This is a genomic window from Bradyrhizobium sp. Kon58, assembly GCF_055807455.1.
Map to the genome: position 1 here is coordinate 270,941 of NZ_JBVVOT010000008.1, position 13,379 is coordinate 284,319.

13 protein-coding genes are annotated in these 13,379 nt (G+C 64.9%); 9 read left to right on the forward strand and 4 right to left on the reverse strand.

Annotated features, from left to right (window positions below; all coding sequences use genetic code 11):
- Positions 1 to 306: 306 nt before the first annotated feature.
- Positions 307 to 561, reverse strand: coding sequence for a hypothetical protein (locus AC0L20_RS17260; protein WP_007597166.1), 255 nt, complete (start codon positions 559 to 561; stop codon positions 307 to 309).
- A gap of 135 nt (positions 562 to 696) precedes the next feature.
- On the opposite strand from AC0L20_RS17260, the gene AC0L20_RS17265 reads away from it, so the two are divergent.
- The 3 genes from AC0L20_RS17265 to AC0L20_RS17275 are packed head-to-tail and all read left to right on the forward strand — an operon-like array spanning position 697 to position 4,516.
- Positions 697 to 2,778: a M3 family metallopeptidase gene (locus tag AC0L20_RS17265; RefSeq protein WP_473289964.1), complete on the forward strand. Its 2,082-nt coding sequence runs from the start codon at positions 697 to 699 to the stop codon at positions 2,776 to 2,778.
- A complete protein-coding gene (locus AC0L20_RS17270; protein ID WP_473289966.1) occupies positions 2,778 to 3,416 on the forward strand; it encodes a DUF1007 family protein in 639 nt (212 codons plus the stop codon). Before AC0L20_RS17265 ends, AC0L20_RS17270 begins: the two co-directional genes overlap by 1 nt.
- A gap of 17 nt (positions 3,417 to 3,433) precedes the next feature.
- Complete coding sequence (locus tag AC0L20_RS17275) at positions 3,434 to 4,516, forward strand: nickel/cobalt transporter (RefSeq protein ID WP_473290011.1); 1,083 nt, start codon at positions 3,434 to 3,436, stop codon at positions 4,514 to 4,516.
- A 105-nt stretch (positions 4,517 to 4,621) separates the two neighbouring features.
- On the opposite strand, the gene AC0L20_RS17280 is transcribed toward AC0L20_RS17275, so the two are convergent.
- Complete coding sequence (locus AC0L20_RS17280) at positions 4,622 to 5,020, reverse strand: MAPEG family protein (protein ID WP_473289968.1); 399 nt, start codon at positions 5,018 to 5,020, stop codon at positions 4,622 to 4,624.
- A gap of 79 nt (positions 5,021 to 5,099) precedes the next feature.
- Here AC0L20_RS17280 and hemH point away from each other — a divergent pair, with 79 nt between their 5' ends.
- From hemH to AC0L20_RS17300, 4 genes are all read left to right on the forward strand, one after another.
- Positions 5,100 to 6,137: a ferrochelatase gene (hemH, locus tag AC0L20_RS17285; protein WP_473289971.1), complete on the forward strand. Its 1,038-nt coding sequence runs from the start codon at positions 5,100 to 5,102 to the stop codon at positions 6,135 to 6,137.
- Between the two features lie 25 nt (positions 6,138 to 6,162).
- Positions 6,163 to 7,137 (forward strand): ABC transporter substrate-binding protein, encoded by a 975-nt coding sequence (locus AC0L20_RS17290; protein WP_473289973.1) that lies wholly within the window; start codon positions 6,163 to 6,165, stop codon positions 7,135 to 7,137.
- 272 nt (positions 7,138 to 7,409) lie between these two features.
- Entirely contained in the window at positions 7,410 to 8,411 is a 1,002-nt protein-coding gene (locus AC0L20_RS17295) for an SPFH domain-containing protein (RefSeq protein WP_007615156.1), read from the forward strand.
- A 97-nt stretch (positions 8,412 to 8,508) separates the two neighbouring features.
- Positions 8,509 to 8,955 (forward strand): NfeD family protein, encoded by a 447-nt coding sequence (locus AC0L20_RS17300; protein ID WP_007597152.1) that lies wholly within the window; start codon positions 8,509 to 8,511, stop codon positions 8,953 to 8,955.
- Positions 8,956 to 9,121: 166 nt separating this feature from the next.
- Here the strand turns inward: AC0L20_RS17300 and AC0L20_RS17305 are convergent, their stop codons facing one another.
- Positions 9,122 to 9,451 carry a winged helix-turn-helix transcriptional regulator gene (locus AC0L20_RS17305; protein ID WP_473289975.1) on the reverse strand — a complete coding sequence of 110 codons (330 nt, stop codon included), beginning with the start codon at positions 9,449 to 9,451 and terminating at the stop codon, positions 9,122 to 9,124.
- 71 nt (positions 9,452 to 9,522) lie between these two features.
- Here AC0L20_RS17305 and AC0L20_RS17310 point away from each other — a divergent pair, with 71 nt between their 5' ends.
- The gene (locus tag AC0L20_RS17310; RefSeq protein WP_473289977.1) at positions 9,523 to 10,080 is read left to right on the forward strand and encodes a carboxymuconolactone decarboxylase family protein; all 558 of its coding nucleotides are present in this window, start codon (positions 9,523 to 9,525) and stop codon (positions 10,078 to 10,080) included.
- 106 nt (positions 10,081 to 10,186) lie between these two features.
- On the opposite strand, the gene AC0L20_RS17315 is transcribed toward AC0L20_RS17310, so the two are convergent.
- Positions 10,187 to 11,194 carry a KpsF/GutQ family sugar-phosphate isomerase gene (locus AC0L20_RS17315; protein WP_473289979.1) on the reverse strand — a complete coding sequence of 336 codons (1,008 nt, stop codon included), beginning with the start codon at positions 11,192 to 11,194 and terminating at the stop codon, positions 10,187 to 10,189.
- 191 nt (positions 11,195 to 11,385) lie between these two features.
- On the opposite strand from AC0L20_RS17315, the gene AC0L20_RS17320 reads away from it, so the two are divergent.
- Positions 11,386 to 13,152, forward strand: coding sequence for an outer membrane beta-barrel protein (locus AC0L20_RS17320; RefSeq protein WP_473289981.1), 1,767 nt, complete (start codon positions 11,386 to 11,388; stop codon positions 13,150 to 13,152).
- Positions 13,153 to 13,379 lie beyond the last annotated feature (227 nt).

Sequence of the window (13,379 nt, forward strand, 5' to 3'; positions counted from 1 at the left end):
CGGGTTTGCTTTCGTCTTCCGGCTATCAGCCTTCCGACTTCCACACTTCCGAAGAGCCCCTCGGCTTCTTCACCCCTTGGCGGCTGTCCGGCCTCTTGTCCGGATACCTACCGACTGACACACGACCACAGGCACGTGCGAAATTGGGCAATCCGCACATAAGTGTTTTGACTCTGCTTCGCAAGAGATTTTTTAGACTGCGAACAGAATTGCCTAACATCTGCTTGCGCAGTGTTGCGCGAGCGACGCGGAAGATGAACGCGCGTTAAGTTTTCTGCGCGCGTGTCTCTCGCACGCCTACGCGCTTCAGCCGCGCTTCGTGAACGGCTCGACGCGCTGAGCGGCGCGGATGAAGGCAGTCATCACGAGCACGCCGAGCGCAAACAGCGCGGCCTGAAGGATGTGCGTGCCCTGCTCGCCCAGCCCGAACAGGATCGCGAGCGCCCAGCCGCCGGCAAACGCCGCGCCAAACACCTCGGCGCCGATCAGGATGGCGGCGCTGATGACGGTGATGACGCTTGGCCAGACGATCCGACGGGAAGACGAGGAGGTCGCGTTCATGAGCTCAGGGGTCCTAGGCTTGGAGGGCCGCAATCTCCCCGAAAAGGCAGCCGGGAGCAAGGGCAAATGGCCCAAAAAAGCCCCATCGCGTGCTATAGCTGGCCGCAACAATCGAGCCACAAATCGGGACTTGTAATGTCAGAACCCCGCCAAACTACGGACTCCGAGACCAACCCGCTGCTGAAGGCGTGGGTGACGCCGTTTGCGACCCCGCCCTTCGACGAGATCAAGCCGGAGCACTTCCTCCCGGCGTTCGAGCAGGCCTTCGCCGACCACTCCGCCGAGATCGCAGCGATCACCAACGACCCGACCGCGGCCGACTTCGCCAACACCATCACGGCGCTGGAGCGCTCGGGCAAGCTGCTCAGCAAGGTCGCGTCGGTCTTCTACGACCTCGTCTCGGCGCATTCCAACCCGGCCATTCTGGAGATCGACAAGGAGGTTTCCTTGCGGATGGCGCGGCACTGGAATCCGATCATGATGAACGCCGTGCTGTTTGGCCGCATCGCCCAGCTGCACGAGAACCGCGCCAATCTCGGTCTGACACCGGAACAGCTCCGCCTGCTCGAGCGCACCTACACCCGCTTCCACCGCTCCGGCGCCGGCCTCTCCGAAGAGGCCAAGACGCGGATGGCGGAGATCAACGAGAGACTCGCCCAGCTCGGGACCAGCTTCAGTCATCATCTGCTCGGCGACGAGCAGGAATGGTTCATGGAGCTCGGCGAAGCCGACCGCCAGGGCCTGCCGGAGAGTTTTGTCGCCAGCGCCAAGGCTGCGGCAGAAGAACGCGGCATGGCTGGCAAGGCCATCGTCACCCTGTCGCGCTCCTCGGTCGAACAGTTCCTGAAGAGCTCGGCCCGGCGTGACCTGCGCGAGAAGGTCTACAAGGCCTTCACCGCGCGGGGCGACAACGGCAATTCCAACGACAACAACGCGACCATCGTCGAGGTCCTGAAGCTGCGTGAGGAGAGCGCCAATCTCCTGGGCTACCCGACCTTCGCGGCCTACCGGCTCGAGGATTCCATGGCCAAGACGCCCGAAGCGGTGCGCGGCCTTCTGGAGCGGGTCTGGAAGCCGGCGCGGGCGCGGGCCCTCGCCGACCGCGACGACATGCAGGCGCTGATCACCGAGGAGGGCGGCAATTTCAAGCTCGCCCCCTGGGACTGGCGCTTCTATGCCGAAAAGCTGCGCCTTCAGCGCGCCAATTTCGACGACGCCGCGATCAAGCCGTATCTCGCGCTCGACCACATGATCGCGGCCGCCTTCGACTGCGCCACGCGCCTGTTCGGCGTCACCTTCGCCGAGCGCAAGGATGTGCCGGTCTGGCATCCGGACGTCCGGGTTTGGGAGATGAAGGGGCGGGACGGCAAGCACAGGGCGCTGTTCTATGGCGACTACTTCGCCCGGCCCTCGAAGCGCTCCGGCGCCTGGATGACCTCGTTGCGCGACCAGCAGAAGCTCGACGGCGAGGTCGCGCCGCTGATCCTCAACATCTGCAACTTCTCCAAGGGCGCGGATGGGGAACCCTCGCTGCTGTCGCCCGACGACGCCCGCACCCTGTTCCACGAGTTCGGCCACGGCCTGCACGGCATGCTCTCCAACGTGACCTATCCGTCGCTGTCGGGCACCTCCGTGTTCACCGACTTCGTCGAATTGCCCTCGCAGCTCTACGAGCACTGGCAGGAGCGGCCCGAGGTGCTGCAGCAGTTCGCACGCCATTACCAGACCGGCGAGCCGCTGCCGGACGATCTGCTGCAACGGTTCTTGGCCGCGCGAAAATTCAACCAGGGTTTTGCCACCGTCGAGTTCGTCTCCTCGGCGCTGATCGATCTCGAATTCCACACCCAGCCGGCCTCCGCCGCGCAGGATGTCCGCGCCTTCGAGAGACGCGAGCTGGAAAAGATCGGCATGCCCGAGGAGATCTCGCTGCGTCACCGTCCGACGCAATTCGGTCACATCTTCACCGGCGATCATTATGCGGCCGGCTATTACAGCTACATGTGGTCGGAGGTGATGGACGCCGACGCCTTCGGCGCGTTCGAGGAAGCCGGCGACATCTTCGATCCCGCCGTCGCCAAGCGCCTGCACGACGACATCTACTCGAGCGGCGGATCGCTTGATCCGGAAGCCGCCTATGAGGCCTTCCGCGGCCGGCCGCCGGAGCCCGACGCGCTGCTGCGCCGCCGCGGCCTGCTCGACGCTCCGAAGGCGGCCTGATGGGCATGCGCGCCCTGTTCGGGCTGCTGCTTGCTATCGCCATGTCGCTCGCATCAGGCGCGGCGCGGGCGCATCCACATGTCTGGATCACCGCGACCAGCGAGCTGCTCTACGCCGAGGACGGCACCATCACCGGCGTGCGCCACGCCTGGATCTTTGACGACATGTTCTCGGCCTATGCGGTGCAGGGGCTCGAGAGCAAGGCCAAGGGCGCCTATACGCGCGAGGAGCTGGGGCCGCTGGCGCAGACCAATGTCGAGTCGCTGAAGGAATACGCCTACTTCACCTTCGCGCGAGCCGACGGCAAGAAGGAGCGATTCCAGGAGCCGGTCGACTACTTTCTCGACTACAAGGATACGGTCCTGACCCTGCACTTCACGCTGCCCCTGAAGAACCCGGTCAAGCCCAAGCAATTGGTGCTCGAAGTGTTCGACCGCTCCTTCTTCATCGACTTCCAGATGGCCAAGGATAATCCGGTCAAGCTGGTCGGCGCACCCGCCGGCTGCCAGATGAAACTTGAGCGGCCGAGCGACGGCACCGCGACCGCGCAGAAGCTCAACGAGCAGACGTTCATGAACGGCGAGAATTCCAATTTCGGCATGATGTTCGCCAACAAGATCACGGTGGATTGCCCTTGAAGCCGCAACTCACGCCCATGGCGCGCGGGCTCGCTGTCTGCGCCGGCGTTCTTCTCATCGTGGGCGCGGCCGATGCGGCGCTCCACGATCTCCTCGCGCAGAACCCGTTCGGCGCGCCGCGTTCGCCACAAGCCACCCAGCCCGAGGCCAGCGGCCTGATCGGCTGGCTGCTGGCAAAACAGTCGGAATTTTACCGCCAGATGTCGGCGACCATCCGCGCCGCGAAGTCCGACGGCTCCGCGGTGTGGACGCTGCTCTTCATCTCGTTTGCCTATGGCATCTTCCACGCGGCTGGTCCCGGGCACGGCAAGGCGGTGATCGCCTCCTATCTCGTCGCCAATCGCGAGACCGCCCGGCGCGGCATCGTGCTGTCGTTTGCCTCCGCGTTGATGCAGTCGCTGGTGGCGATCCTGATCGTCGGCATCTCGGCCTGGGTGCTGAATGCGACCGCCAAGACCATGTGCAAGGCGGAAGGCGCGATCGAGATCGCAAGCTACGCCCTGATCGCGCTGTTCGGGCTGCGCCTGGTCTGGGTCAAGGGCCGCACTTTCATCCGTGCCCTCCAGGTGGTTCAGCCGGTGCCGGCGATCGCGGGCGTGCCGCATGACCATCATGATCTCGGTCACCACCATCACGATGCGCACGATCATCATGGTCACGACCACGCCCAGGCCCATCATCATCACCACCAGCATGACCACGTTCACGACGAGCATTGCGGCCATTCCCACGGCCCCACGCCGAGCGAGCTCGCCGGCCCCGGCGGCTGGGGGCGCGGCTTTGCCGCGATCCTGACCGTCGGCATTCGCCCCTGTTCGGGCGCGATTCTGGTGCTGGTGTTCGCGCTGGCCCAGGGCCTGTTCTGGGCCGGCATTGCCGCGACCCTGCTGATGGGGCTCGGCACCGCGATCACGGTCGCGGCCATCGCTGTGGTCGCCGTCTCCGCCAAGGACATCGCCGCCCGCCTGAGTGCCGGACGCGACAGCGGCGGCGCACTGTTCATGCGCGGCATCGAATTCGCCGCCGCCGGCCTCGTGCTGCTGTTCGGCGCGGGCCTGTTGCTGGGCTACGTCGCGGCCGAACGGACGACGTGTTTTTGAGCGGCAGGTGTTGTAGCCCGGATGGAGCGAAGCGCAATCCGGGACAGTGCCGCCGTGGAGGAATCCCGGATTACGCTTCGCTCCATCCGGGCTACGATCTCAAGCTCACACCGGCAGAAACTGCTTCAACGCTGGCATGAAGAAGATCCCGAGATTGATCGCAAAGCCGATGCTCCAGAGGATGGAGCGCAGCGTCGGGCGGTTGCCGAGATAGGTCAGCACATAGGCGATCCGTACGATCAGGAACAGCGCCGCGAGCTCGTCGATCAGCCGCTGCGGCGAATCCCTGTATTCGGCGAGCAGCACCGCAAAGGCGAAGAACGGAAAGGTCTCGATCCCGTTCTGGTGAGCGCCGAGCGCGCGCTGAGCAATGGCGTCCTCGAAGAAGGCTGGATCGCGCGGCCGCGAATTGTCGAAGCCGCGAAATCTGATCCATTTGATCGAGATGATCGTTAAGAGATAGAGCAGCAGCGCCCCGAAAACGCACCATTCCGCCAACGTCATGGTTCTCCCCCTGTGTACTGACCCTAGCGAAACCGCCCCAATCTTGACAAGTTCGGAACAACGCGCGACGCAACGGATCATGATGACAATCGCCCCCAGCCAGACCGCGATGCCGGCCACGCAGCCCGCCCCCTCGCGCGTCGGCGTGCTCCTGGTCAATCTCGGTACGCCCGATACCGCCGACGCGCGCGGCGTGCGGGTCTATCTGAAGGAGTTCCTCTCGGACGCCCGTGTCATCGAGGATCAGGGCTTGATCTGGAAGGTGGTGCTGAACGGCATCATCCTGCGCACCCGCCCCCGCGCCAAGGCGCGCGACTATCTGAAGATCTGGAACACCGAGAAGAACGAGTCGCCGCTCAAGACCATCACGCGCTCGCAGAGCGACAGGCTCGCGGCCATGCTTTCGGACCGCGACCAGGTCACGGTGGAGTGGGCGATGCGCTATGGTAATCCTTCGATCAAGTCGGGCATCGATGCCCTGATTGCGAAGGGTTGCGATCGCATCCTTGCCGTACCGCTCTATCCGCAATATTCCGCCGCGACGTCGGCCACCGTCTGCGACGAGGTGTTTCGCGTGCTTGCCCGCATGCGCGCGCAACCGACGCTGCGGGTGACGCCGCCTTATTACGAGGACGAAGCCTATATCGAGGCGCTCGCCACCTCGGTCGAGACGCATCTGGCGAGCCTGCCCTTCAAGCCGGAGCTGATCGTCGCCTCCTTCCACGGCATGCCGAAGGCCTATGTCGACAAGGGCGATCCGTATCAGGGCCAATGCGTGGCGACCACCGAGGCGCTGCGGCGCCGGCTCGGGATGGACGAGACAAAGCTGCTGCTGACCTTCCAGTCACGCTTCGGATTCGACGAGTGGCTGCAGCCCTACACCGATAAGACCATGGAGCGTCTGGCGAAAGAGGGCGTGCGCCGCATCGCGGTGATCACACCGGGTTTTTCCGCCGACTGCCTGGAGACGCTGGAGGAGATCGCGCAGGAGAATGCCGAGATCTTCGAGCACAATGGCGGCGAGCAGTTTTCCGCGATCCCCTGCCTCAACGACAGCGACCCCGGCATGGATGTGATCCGAACGCTGGTGCTGCGCGAGCTCGAGGGCTGGATATAGTGAGCGTGGATCCGAGGAGCGCCCCATGAACCGCCGCGAGGTTCTGGCGCTTCTTGGGGTGACCGCGGCGCTGCCGGCCTCGGTGCTGGCGCAAACGAATGCGACGCGCCGGCTCGGCGTGCTCTCGGTCACGGCGGCCGACGATGCGATCGGGCAGACGCGTAGCGCGGTCCTGGTCCAGGCGCTTGCCGACCATGGCTGGAAGGAGCGCGACAACCTCAAGATCGATTGGCGCAACGGCGGCGGCGACCGCGCACGGATCTCGCAATTCGCCGACGAACTCGTGGCGCTCAAGCCCGACATCCTGCTTGCGGTCGGCACGCCCTCCGTGGAAGAGCTGCGCCGGCGGACGACGACGGTCCCGATCGTTTTCGCCGTCGTCACCGATCCTGTCAGCCAGGGCTTTGTCCAGAATCTCGCCCATCCCGGCGGCAATGTCACCGGCTTCACCGACTACGACGGCCCGCTGGCCGGCAAATGGCTGGAGATGCTGACGCAGGTCACGCCAAGACCGTCCCGTGTGTTCGTGGTCTACAATCCCGCCACCGCGCCGTTCGCGCCCCTGATGCTGCGTACGATCGAGGACGCCGGCCGCGCGCTCGATGTGACGGTGGAGCCCGCGCCGGTCCATGACACGGCCTCGATCGCCGCCCTGGCCTCGCGAAAGGACGGCGGCCTGCTGGTGCTGCCGGACTTCTTCACCATGTCCAACCGCGCGCTTCTGCTGGCGGCGATCAATGACGCGCGCGTGCCGGCGGTGTTCTGGAGCCGCACCTTCGTCGACGAGGGTGGCTTGATGTCCTACAGCACCGACAGCGCCGAGCAGCTCCGCCGCGCCGCCTCCTATATCGATCGCATCCTGAAGGGGGCGCGGGCGGCCGACCTGCCGGTCCAAAATCCAACCACGTTCGGGCTGGCGATCAACTTGAAGACGGCCAGGGCGCTCGGCGTCACGCTTTCGCCAAGCCTGCTCGCAACCGCGAACGAAGTCATCGAGTAGGATTTGGCTGCGACCGCCGGCATGGCCGGCTTCGTTAACGTCGTCGCTAGGTCTGCGTCAGCACGCTTTCAAGAGCGCCTCGCAAATACATAATCGCGACCATTCCCTCTCCCGGCGTCTTGTGTAGAATCGTGCCGATGCCGAAATCATCTACGACCGCTGAACACTGAATCCTTTACTGAACGCTTTACTGAACCCTTGGGGTCGTGATCTCGACCAATGACAGCGCGGAAAAGGCCTTTTCCGACAATCTTTCCCGCCTTGGAGGAAATATGAGCGGTTTCGACATTTTCGCAATTGTGCTGGTCTTGCTGGTCATCGTCACGCTGGTCGCCGGCGTGAAAACGGTACCGCAGGGCTATGACTGGACCATCGAGCGGTTCGGCAAATACACCCAGACGCTGAGCCCGGGTCTCAATCTGATCGTGCCCTATTTCGATCGCGTCGGACGCAAGATCAACATGATGGAGCAGGTGATCGACATCCCCGAGCAGGAGGTGATCACCAAGGACAACGCCACCGTGACGGTCGACGGCGTCGCCTTCTTTCAGGTGTTCGACGCCGCCAAGGCGAGCTACGAGGTCTCCAACCTGACCCAGGCCGTCACCGTGCTGACCATGACCAACATCCGTTCGGTGATGGGTTCGATGGATCTCGACCAGGTGCTGTCGCACCGCGACGAAATCAACGAGCGCCTGCTGCGGGTGGTCGATGCCGCCGTCTCGCCCTGGGGCCTCAAGGTCAATCGTATCGAGATCAAGGACATCGTGCCGCCGGCGGACCTCGTCGAAGCCATGGGCCGACAGATGAAGGCCGAGCGCGTCAAACGCGCCGACATCCTTCAGGCTGAAGGTGCACGCCAGTCCGAGATCCTGCGCGCCGAGGGTGCCAAGCAGGGCCAGATCCTCCAGGCGGAAGGTCGCCGCGAGGCCGCCTTCCGCGACGCCGAAGCGCGCGAGCGGTCGGCGGAAGCCGAGGCCAAGGCGACGCAGATGGTCAGTGAAGCCATCGCCAAGGGCGACGTCGCGGCGCTGAACTATTTCATCGCCGACAAATATATCAAGGCGTTCGGCCAGTTCGCGGACTCGCCGAACCAGAAGATCATCATGCTGCCGATCGAAGCCACCAGCATGCTCGGCTCGCTCGCCGGCATCGGCGAGATCGCCAAGGCCACGTTCGGCGAAAGCGCGGCGTCCGCGGCCGCTGCTGCCCGCCGCGGCTCGGTGCCGACGACCGGCAGCACGCCGCCGGCGGTGCCGCCGCGGCAGGGCTAAAGCGCATGCCCCGGAAAAGTGAACACCGGTTTTCCCTCGCGACAAACGCGGAACGCGTTTGCGCGGAGGGCATGCGCCATTTCAAAGAGGTCGTGTCATGACCGACATGTTCGTATCGCTCGGCACCTGGAATTGGCTGATCTTCGGCTTCATCCTGATGGCGCTGGAGGTGCTGGCGCCGGGCGTGTTCCTGTTCTGGCTCGGGCTCGCCGCGCTGCTGGTCGGGCTGATCTCGTTCGGAGTAGCGATATCCTGGCAGATCCAGCTCGTGATGTTCGCGATCTTCGCCGCCGCCGCCGTGCCGGTATGGCGCCGGCTCGCCCGGCCGAAGCCGGATGCAATTGCCGCCAGCCCCTTCCTCAACAAGCGCGCGGATGCGCTGCTCGGCCGCGAGTTCACGCTGGAGAAGCCGATCGTCGACGGCAACGGCACCATGCGCATTGGCGACACCGTCTGGCGCGTCGCAGGTCCCGATACGCCGGCGGGCACGCGTGTGAAAGTGGTGCAGGTCGACGGTGCGAATCTGACGGTGGCGGCGGCTTAGTCTTATCTTACCTCGCCCCGCTTGCGGGGAGAGGTCGGATTGCATCGAAGATGCAATCCGGGTGAGGGGGAGCCTCGGCGAAGGCAGCTGTCACAGAATTTGCGGAGGCAGCCCCTCACCCCAACCCTCTCCCCGTAAGAACGGGGAGAGGGAGATGACCGGCGTCTCAGCTCTTTTTCCACCGCTCCGCAAACCTATGCAGCGGCATGAACGTTTCGCACAATTCCCGCCCCAGCGCCGTCAGCCCGTAACCGCCAGCTTCGCCCAGTTCCACGAACCCGGCCTCGCGCAAATCGTCCAGCCGCGCCTGCAGCACCGTCGGCGAGGCCTCGTCGCAGGCGGTGCGCAATGCGCGCGAGGTGAGGGGGGCGTCGCGCAGCTCCCACAGGATTCGCAGGCTCCAGCGTCGTCCCAGGAGGTCGAGCAGCGCCATGACCGGCCGCGCGGTGCGCGAGCCACGGACGCCGCGCGATCTCGAAGTGGTCTGTTTCGCCATCGCCGCCTCTTGCGTGATGCTACAAATAGTGTAGCGTATCGCTACAATAAATGTAGCAAAAGAGGCGGCCGATGTCCCAGGCCACGCCGCGTATTGCCCCGCTCACCCCGCCTTATCCCCTGGAGATCCAGGCGCAGTTCGACCGCATCATGCGCGGTGCGCCGCCGCTGCTGCTGTTCCGGGTTATGGCGGGCCACACCCGCGCCTGGGACAAGTTTCGCGCCGGCGGCCTGCTCGATCCCGGCCCGCTCTCGTTGCGCCAGCGCGAGATCGTCATCGACCGCACCTGCGGGCTGAACAAATGTGAATATGAATGGGGCGTGCACGTCGCGGTCTTTGCCGGGCCAGCGAAACTCACCGAGGAGGAAGTGCACGCCACCGTGCGAGGCAATGCGAGGTCGCCGTGCTGGTCCCCGGCCGAGCAGGCGCTGATTGCCGCCGTCGACGCGCTGCATCACCGCGCGACCTTTGACGACGCCGAGTTCGCCGCGCTATCGGCGCATTACGATGAGACGCAGATCCTGGAGATCATGCTGCTGTGCGGCTTCTATCGCACGGTGTCGTATCTGGCGAACGGGCTGCGGCTGCCGCTGGAAGAGACGGCGGCGCGGTTTCCGGCGCTGCCCTAACCACCGTCATTGCGAGGAGCTCTTGCGACAAAGCAATCCAGGCTGTTTCCGCGGAGGCAGTCTGGATTGCTTCGCTGCGCTCGCAGTGACGAGTGGAGAGAGCCCTCTACGCCACGCCCGCCCGCAGCAGATCGTGCAGGTGCACGATGCCCACCACCTTGTCCGCCTCGGTCACGACCAGCGTCGTGATCTTGCGGGTGTTGAGCACCTCGATCATCTCGGTGGCCAGCATCGAGGGCGGCACGGTCTTCGGCTGCCTGGTCATGACGTCGTCGACCGAAGCCGCCAGCAGGTCTGGCCGCATCTGGCGGCGCAGATCGCCGTCGGTGATGATGCCGACGGCCTCGGCCGCATCGTTGACGATGCAGACGCAGCCCAGACCCTTGGCCGACATCTCCATCACCGCGTCCGACATCTTGGTGCCGAGCGGCTTGACCGGGATCTCCGCACCGGTGCGCATGTAGTCGCGGACGAATTTCAGCATCGCCCCTAACTTGCCGCCGGGGTGGAAATGCGCGAACTCCAGCGCGGTGAAGCCGCGGCCTTCGAGCAGCGCGATCGCGATGGCATCGCCGATCGCGGCCTGCATCAGGGTCGAGGTGGTCGGCGCCAGATTGTGCGGGCAGGCCTCGCGCGCCTTCGGCAGCTCGATCACGATGTCGGCGGCTTGTCCCAGCGAGGACGCCGCGTTCGACGTCACCGCGATCATGGGAATGGCGAACCGTGCTGAATAGTTCACCAGCGTCTTCATCTCCGGCTGCTCGCCGGACCAGGACAGCGCCATGATAACATCGTCGGGCGTGATCATGCCGAGGTCGCCATGACCGGCTTCGGCGGCGTGGACGAAGAAGGCGGGCGTGCCGGTCGAGGCCAGCGTTGCCGCGATCTTGCGACCCATATGGCCCGACTTGCCGAGCCCGGTGACGATGACGCGGCCCTTTGCGTTGCGGATCAGATCGACCGCCTTGGCGAAGCTCGCGCCAAGCGGGCCGCGCAGGGCGGCGACGAGCGCGTTGATACCGCCGCTTTCCGTTTCCAGGGTGCGGAGTGCGGATTCGACACTGTCGGGAATGGGGCCGGATGATTGGGTCATCAGCGGTTTCGAACTCGGCATGTTCTGGTCCAGGGAGGAGGGGCGTTTGCCCGTTGGCGTCTGCTTAGCACGCCACGACCTTCGAGGCGACGAGGGCTCCCCAGCCCTCAACCGGTCGTTAACCATAATTGTTTTAACTCCATTAACGATGGTTCCCTCCGATCGGCGGGGATAATCGCGAAAGTGTTTGATTTCGTTGGAGTTCTTCCATCGTGGGGTCGTCTCCAGGCACGAGCCGGAGCAAACGCGCGCATTTCCTGCGCGCGGCTTTGCCGTGCTTTGCGCTGACGGTCCTTGGAAGCGCCTCCGGGGCCGCCCAGAGCCTCACCCCCGACCTGTTCAGTCCTAACCGCGGTGGCTTCGCCTCGCCCGACACGCTGCCGACGCGCCGTACCGCGGGCGTGCCGCAGGCACCGTCGGATGCGCTGCCGACGTTGCCCGATCCCAATGCCGATTTGCGCAAGCGCCAGCAGACACCGGCGCGCGCGGGCCAGAACCCGACCAACCAAAATCCGACCAACCAGGTCCCGATCTACGGCCTGCCCGCAGCCAATGGCGCCAGCGCCTCCGGCTACGATTCGCTCAACCGCAAGCGACAGCAGCCCAAGCTCCATCCCGGACAGCCGAAGCCGAAGCGTCCGGTCGGCCCCGGCTCGCCGGTGCCGCCGGCAACGCCGGAGCGAACGCTCGGCCCGCCGCGCATCGCGCCGCCGCCGTCCGAGACCGCGCACAAGACACCGGTGCCGCCGGCACTGGCCGGCAACGTGCCTGGCCAGCCGCTGCGCCGCCGCCTCAAGCTCGACGAGGATGCGTTCGGCGCGGTCGGCGACTATGCCGGCAGCTTCCTGATCAAGGGCGGGCTTGAGCTCTCCACCGGTTACGACACCAACCCGGCGCGTTTGAACAAGCCGGTCGGATCGCCGGCCTATGTCGTTGCGCCCGACCTGCTCGTGGCGTCCGATTGGGAGCGCCACGCGCTGGTCGCGGATCTGCGCGGCTCGTTCTCGGGCTACACCAACAACATGCCGGCGACGATCGACGGCTTTGCCTCGCCCTCGCCGGTCGAGGTCGACCGGCCCGACTTCAACGGCCATGTCGACGGCCGCATCGACGTCAATCGCGATCTCAAGCTGACCACGCAGCTGCGCCTGCGGCTCGCCACCGATAACCCCGGCAGCCCGAACGTGCAGGCCGGCCTGCAGAAGTATCCTGTTTACGCGACCTATGGCACGACCGTCGGCTTCGACCAGACCTTCAACCGCTTCCAGGTCGCGGCCGGCGCCACCGCGGATCGCACCGCCTACACCAACTCAAAACTCACCGACGGCTCGACCTTCAGCAACGATGATCGCGACTTCAACCAGTATGGCGGCGTGGGGCGCTTCTCCTACGAACTGAAGCCGGGCCTGAAGCCGTTCGTCGAGATCCAGGGCGACACCCGCGTCCACGACCAGGCCGCCGACCGCAACGGCTTCTTCCGCGATTCGAACGGCGGCTACGCCAAGGTCGGCACGTCCTTCGAGTTCTCGCGCATCCTCACCGGCGAGGTCTCGGTCGGCTATTCCGCGCGCAACTATGTCGATCCGCGCCTGAGCCAGCTCGCGGGCTTCCTCACCTCGGGCTCGCTGATCTGGAATGCCAGCGGCCTGACCACGGTGAAATTCGCCACCGACACGCAGATCGCCGAGACCACCATCCCCGGCTCCTCCGGCGTGCTGGTGCACACCTACGCCGCCGAAGTCGATCACGACTTCCGCCGCTGGCTTACGGCAGTGGGCAAGTTCACCTACGGCACCTACGACTACCAGGGCCAGAATCGCAACGACAAGACCTACTCGTTCGAAAGCAATCTGATCTATAAGCTCAACCGCAACATCTGGATCAAGGGCACGCTCCGCCACGACATCCTGGATTCGAACCAGGTGGGGTCAAGCTCGCAGGGGACGGTGGTGATGGTGGGGGTGAGGTTGCAGAATTAGCGGGCACCTGACCGTAGGCTCCTAATGAAGCCAAACCTCAGCTGTCGTCCTGGCGAAAGCCAGGACCCATTACCCCAGGAGTGATTTGGCGAAGACTGATCGCTCGGGATTAGCGCCGTCTACCATCGAGAGATTCCGCGGTATCGGTCCCCTGAGTTCACAAACGAAGTGCAACACTTCCATCTGGAGGTGTTGCCATGGGGCGGACTTACAAACAGCTCTCCCTT

Bases quoted from the DNA above. Each gene is read 5' to 3' on its own strand.
- AC0L20_RS17260 (WP_007597166.1), bottom strand. From the start codon at position 561: ATGAACGCGACCTCCTCGTCTTCCCGTCGGATCGTCTGGCCAAGCGTC.
- AC0L20_RS17265 (WP_473289964.1), top strand. From the start codon at position 697: ATGTCAGAACCCCGCCAAACTACGGACTCCGAGACCAACCCGCTGCTG.
- AC0L20_RS17270 (WP_473289966.1), top strand. From the start codon at position 2,778: ATGGGCATGCGCGCCCTGTTCGGGCTGCTGCTTGCTATCGCCATGTCG.
- AC0L20_RS17275 (WP_473290011.1), top strand. From the start codon at position 3,434: ATGGCGCGCGGGCTCGCTGTCTGCGCCGGCGTTCTTCTCATCGTGGGC.
- AC0L20_RS17280 (WP_473289968.1), bottom strand. From the start codon at position 5,020: ATGACGTTGGCGGAATGGTGCGTTTTCGGGGCGCTGCTGCTCTATCTC.
- hemH (WP_473289971.1), top strand. From the start codon at position 5,100: ATGATGACAATCGCCCCCAGCCAGACCGCGATGCCGGCCACGCAGCCC.
- AC0L20_RS17290 (WP_473289973.1), top strand. From the start codon at position 6,163: ATGAACCGCCGCGAGGTTCTGGCGCTTCTTGGGGTGACCGCGGCGCTG.
- AC0L20_RS17295 (WP_007615156.1), top strand. From the start codon at position 7,410: ATGAGCGGTTTCGACATTTTCGCAATTGTGCTGGTCTTGCTGGTCATC.
- AC0L20_RS17300 (WP_007597152.1), top strand. From the start codon at position 8,509: ATGACCGACATGTTCGTATCGCTCGGCACCTGGAATTGGCTGATCTTC.
- AC0L20_RS17305 (WP_473289975.1), bottom strand. From the start codon at position 9,451: ATGGCGAAACAGACCACTTCGAGATCGCGCGGCGTCCGTGGCTCGCGC.
- AC0L20_RS17310 (WP_473289977.1), top strand. From the start codon at position 9,523: ATGTCCCAGGCCACGCCGCGTATTGCCCCGCTCACCCCGCCTTATCCC.
- AC0L20_RS17315 (WP_473289979.1), bottom strand. From the start codon at position 11,194: ATGCCGAGTTCGAAACCGCTGATGACCCAATCATCCGGCCCCATTCCC.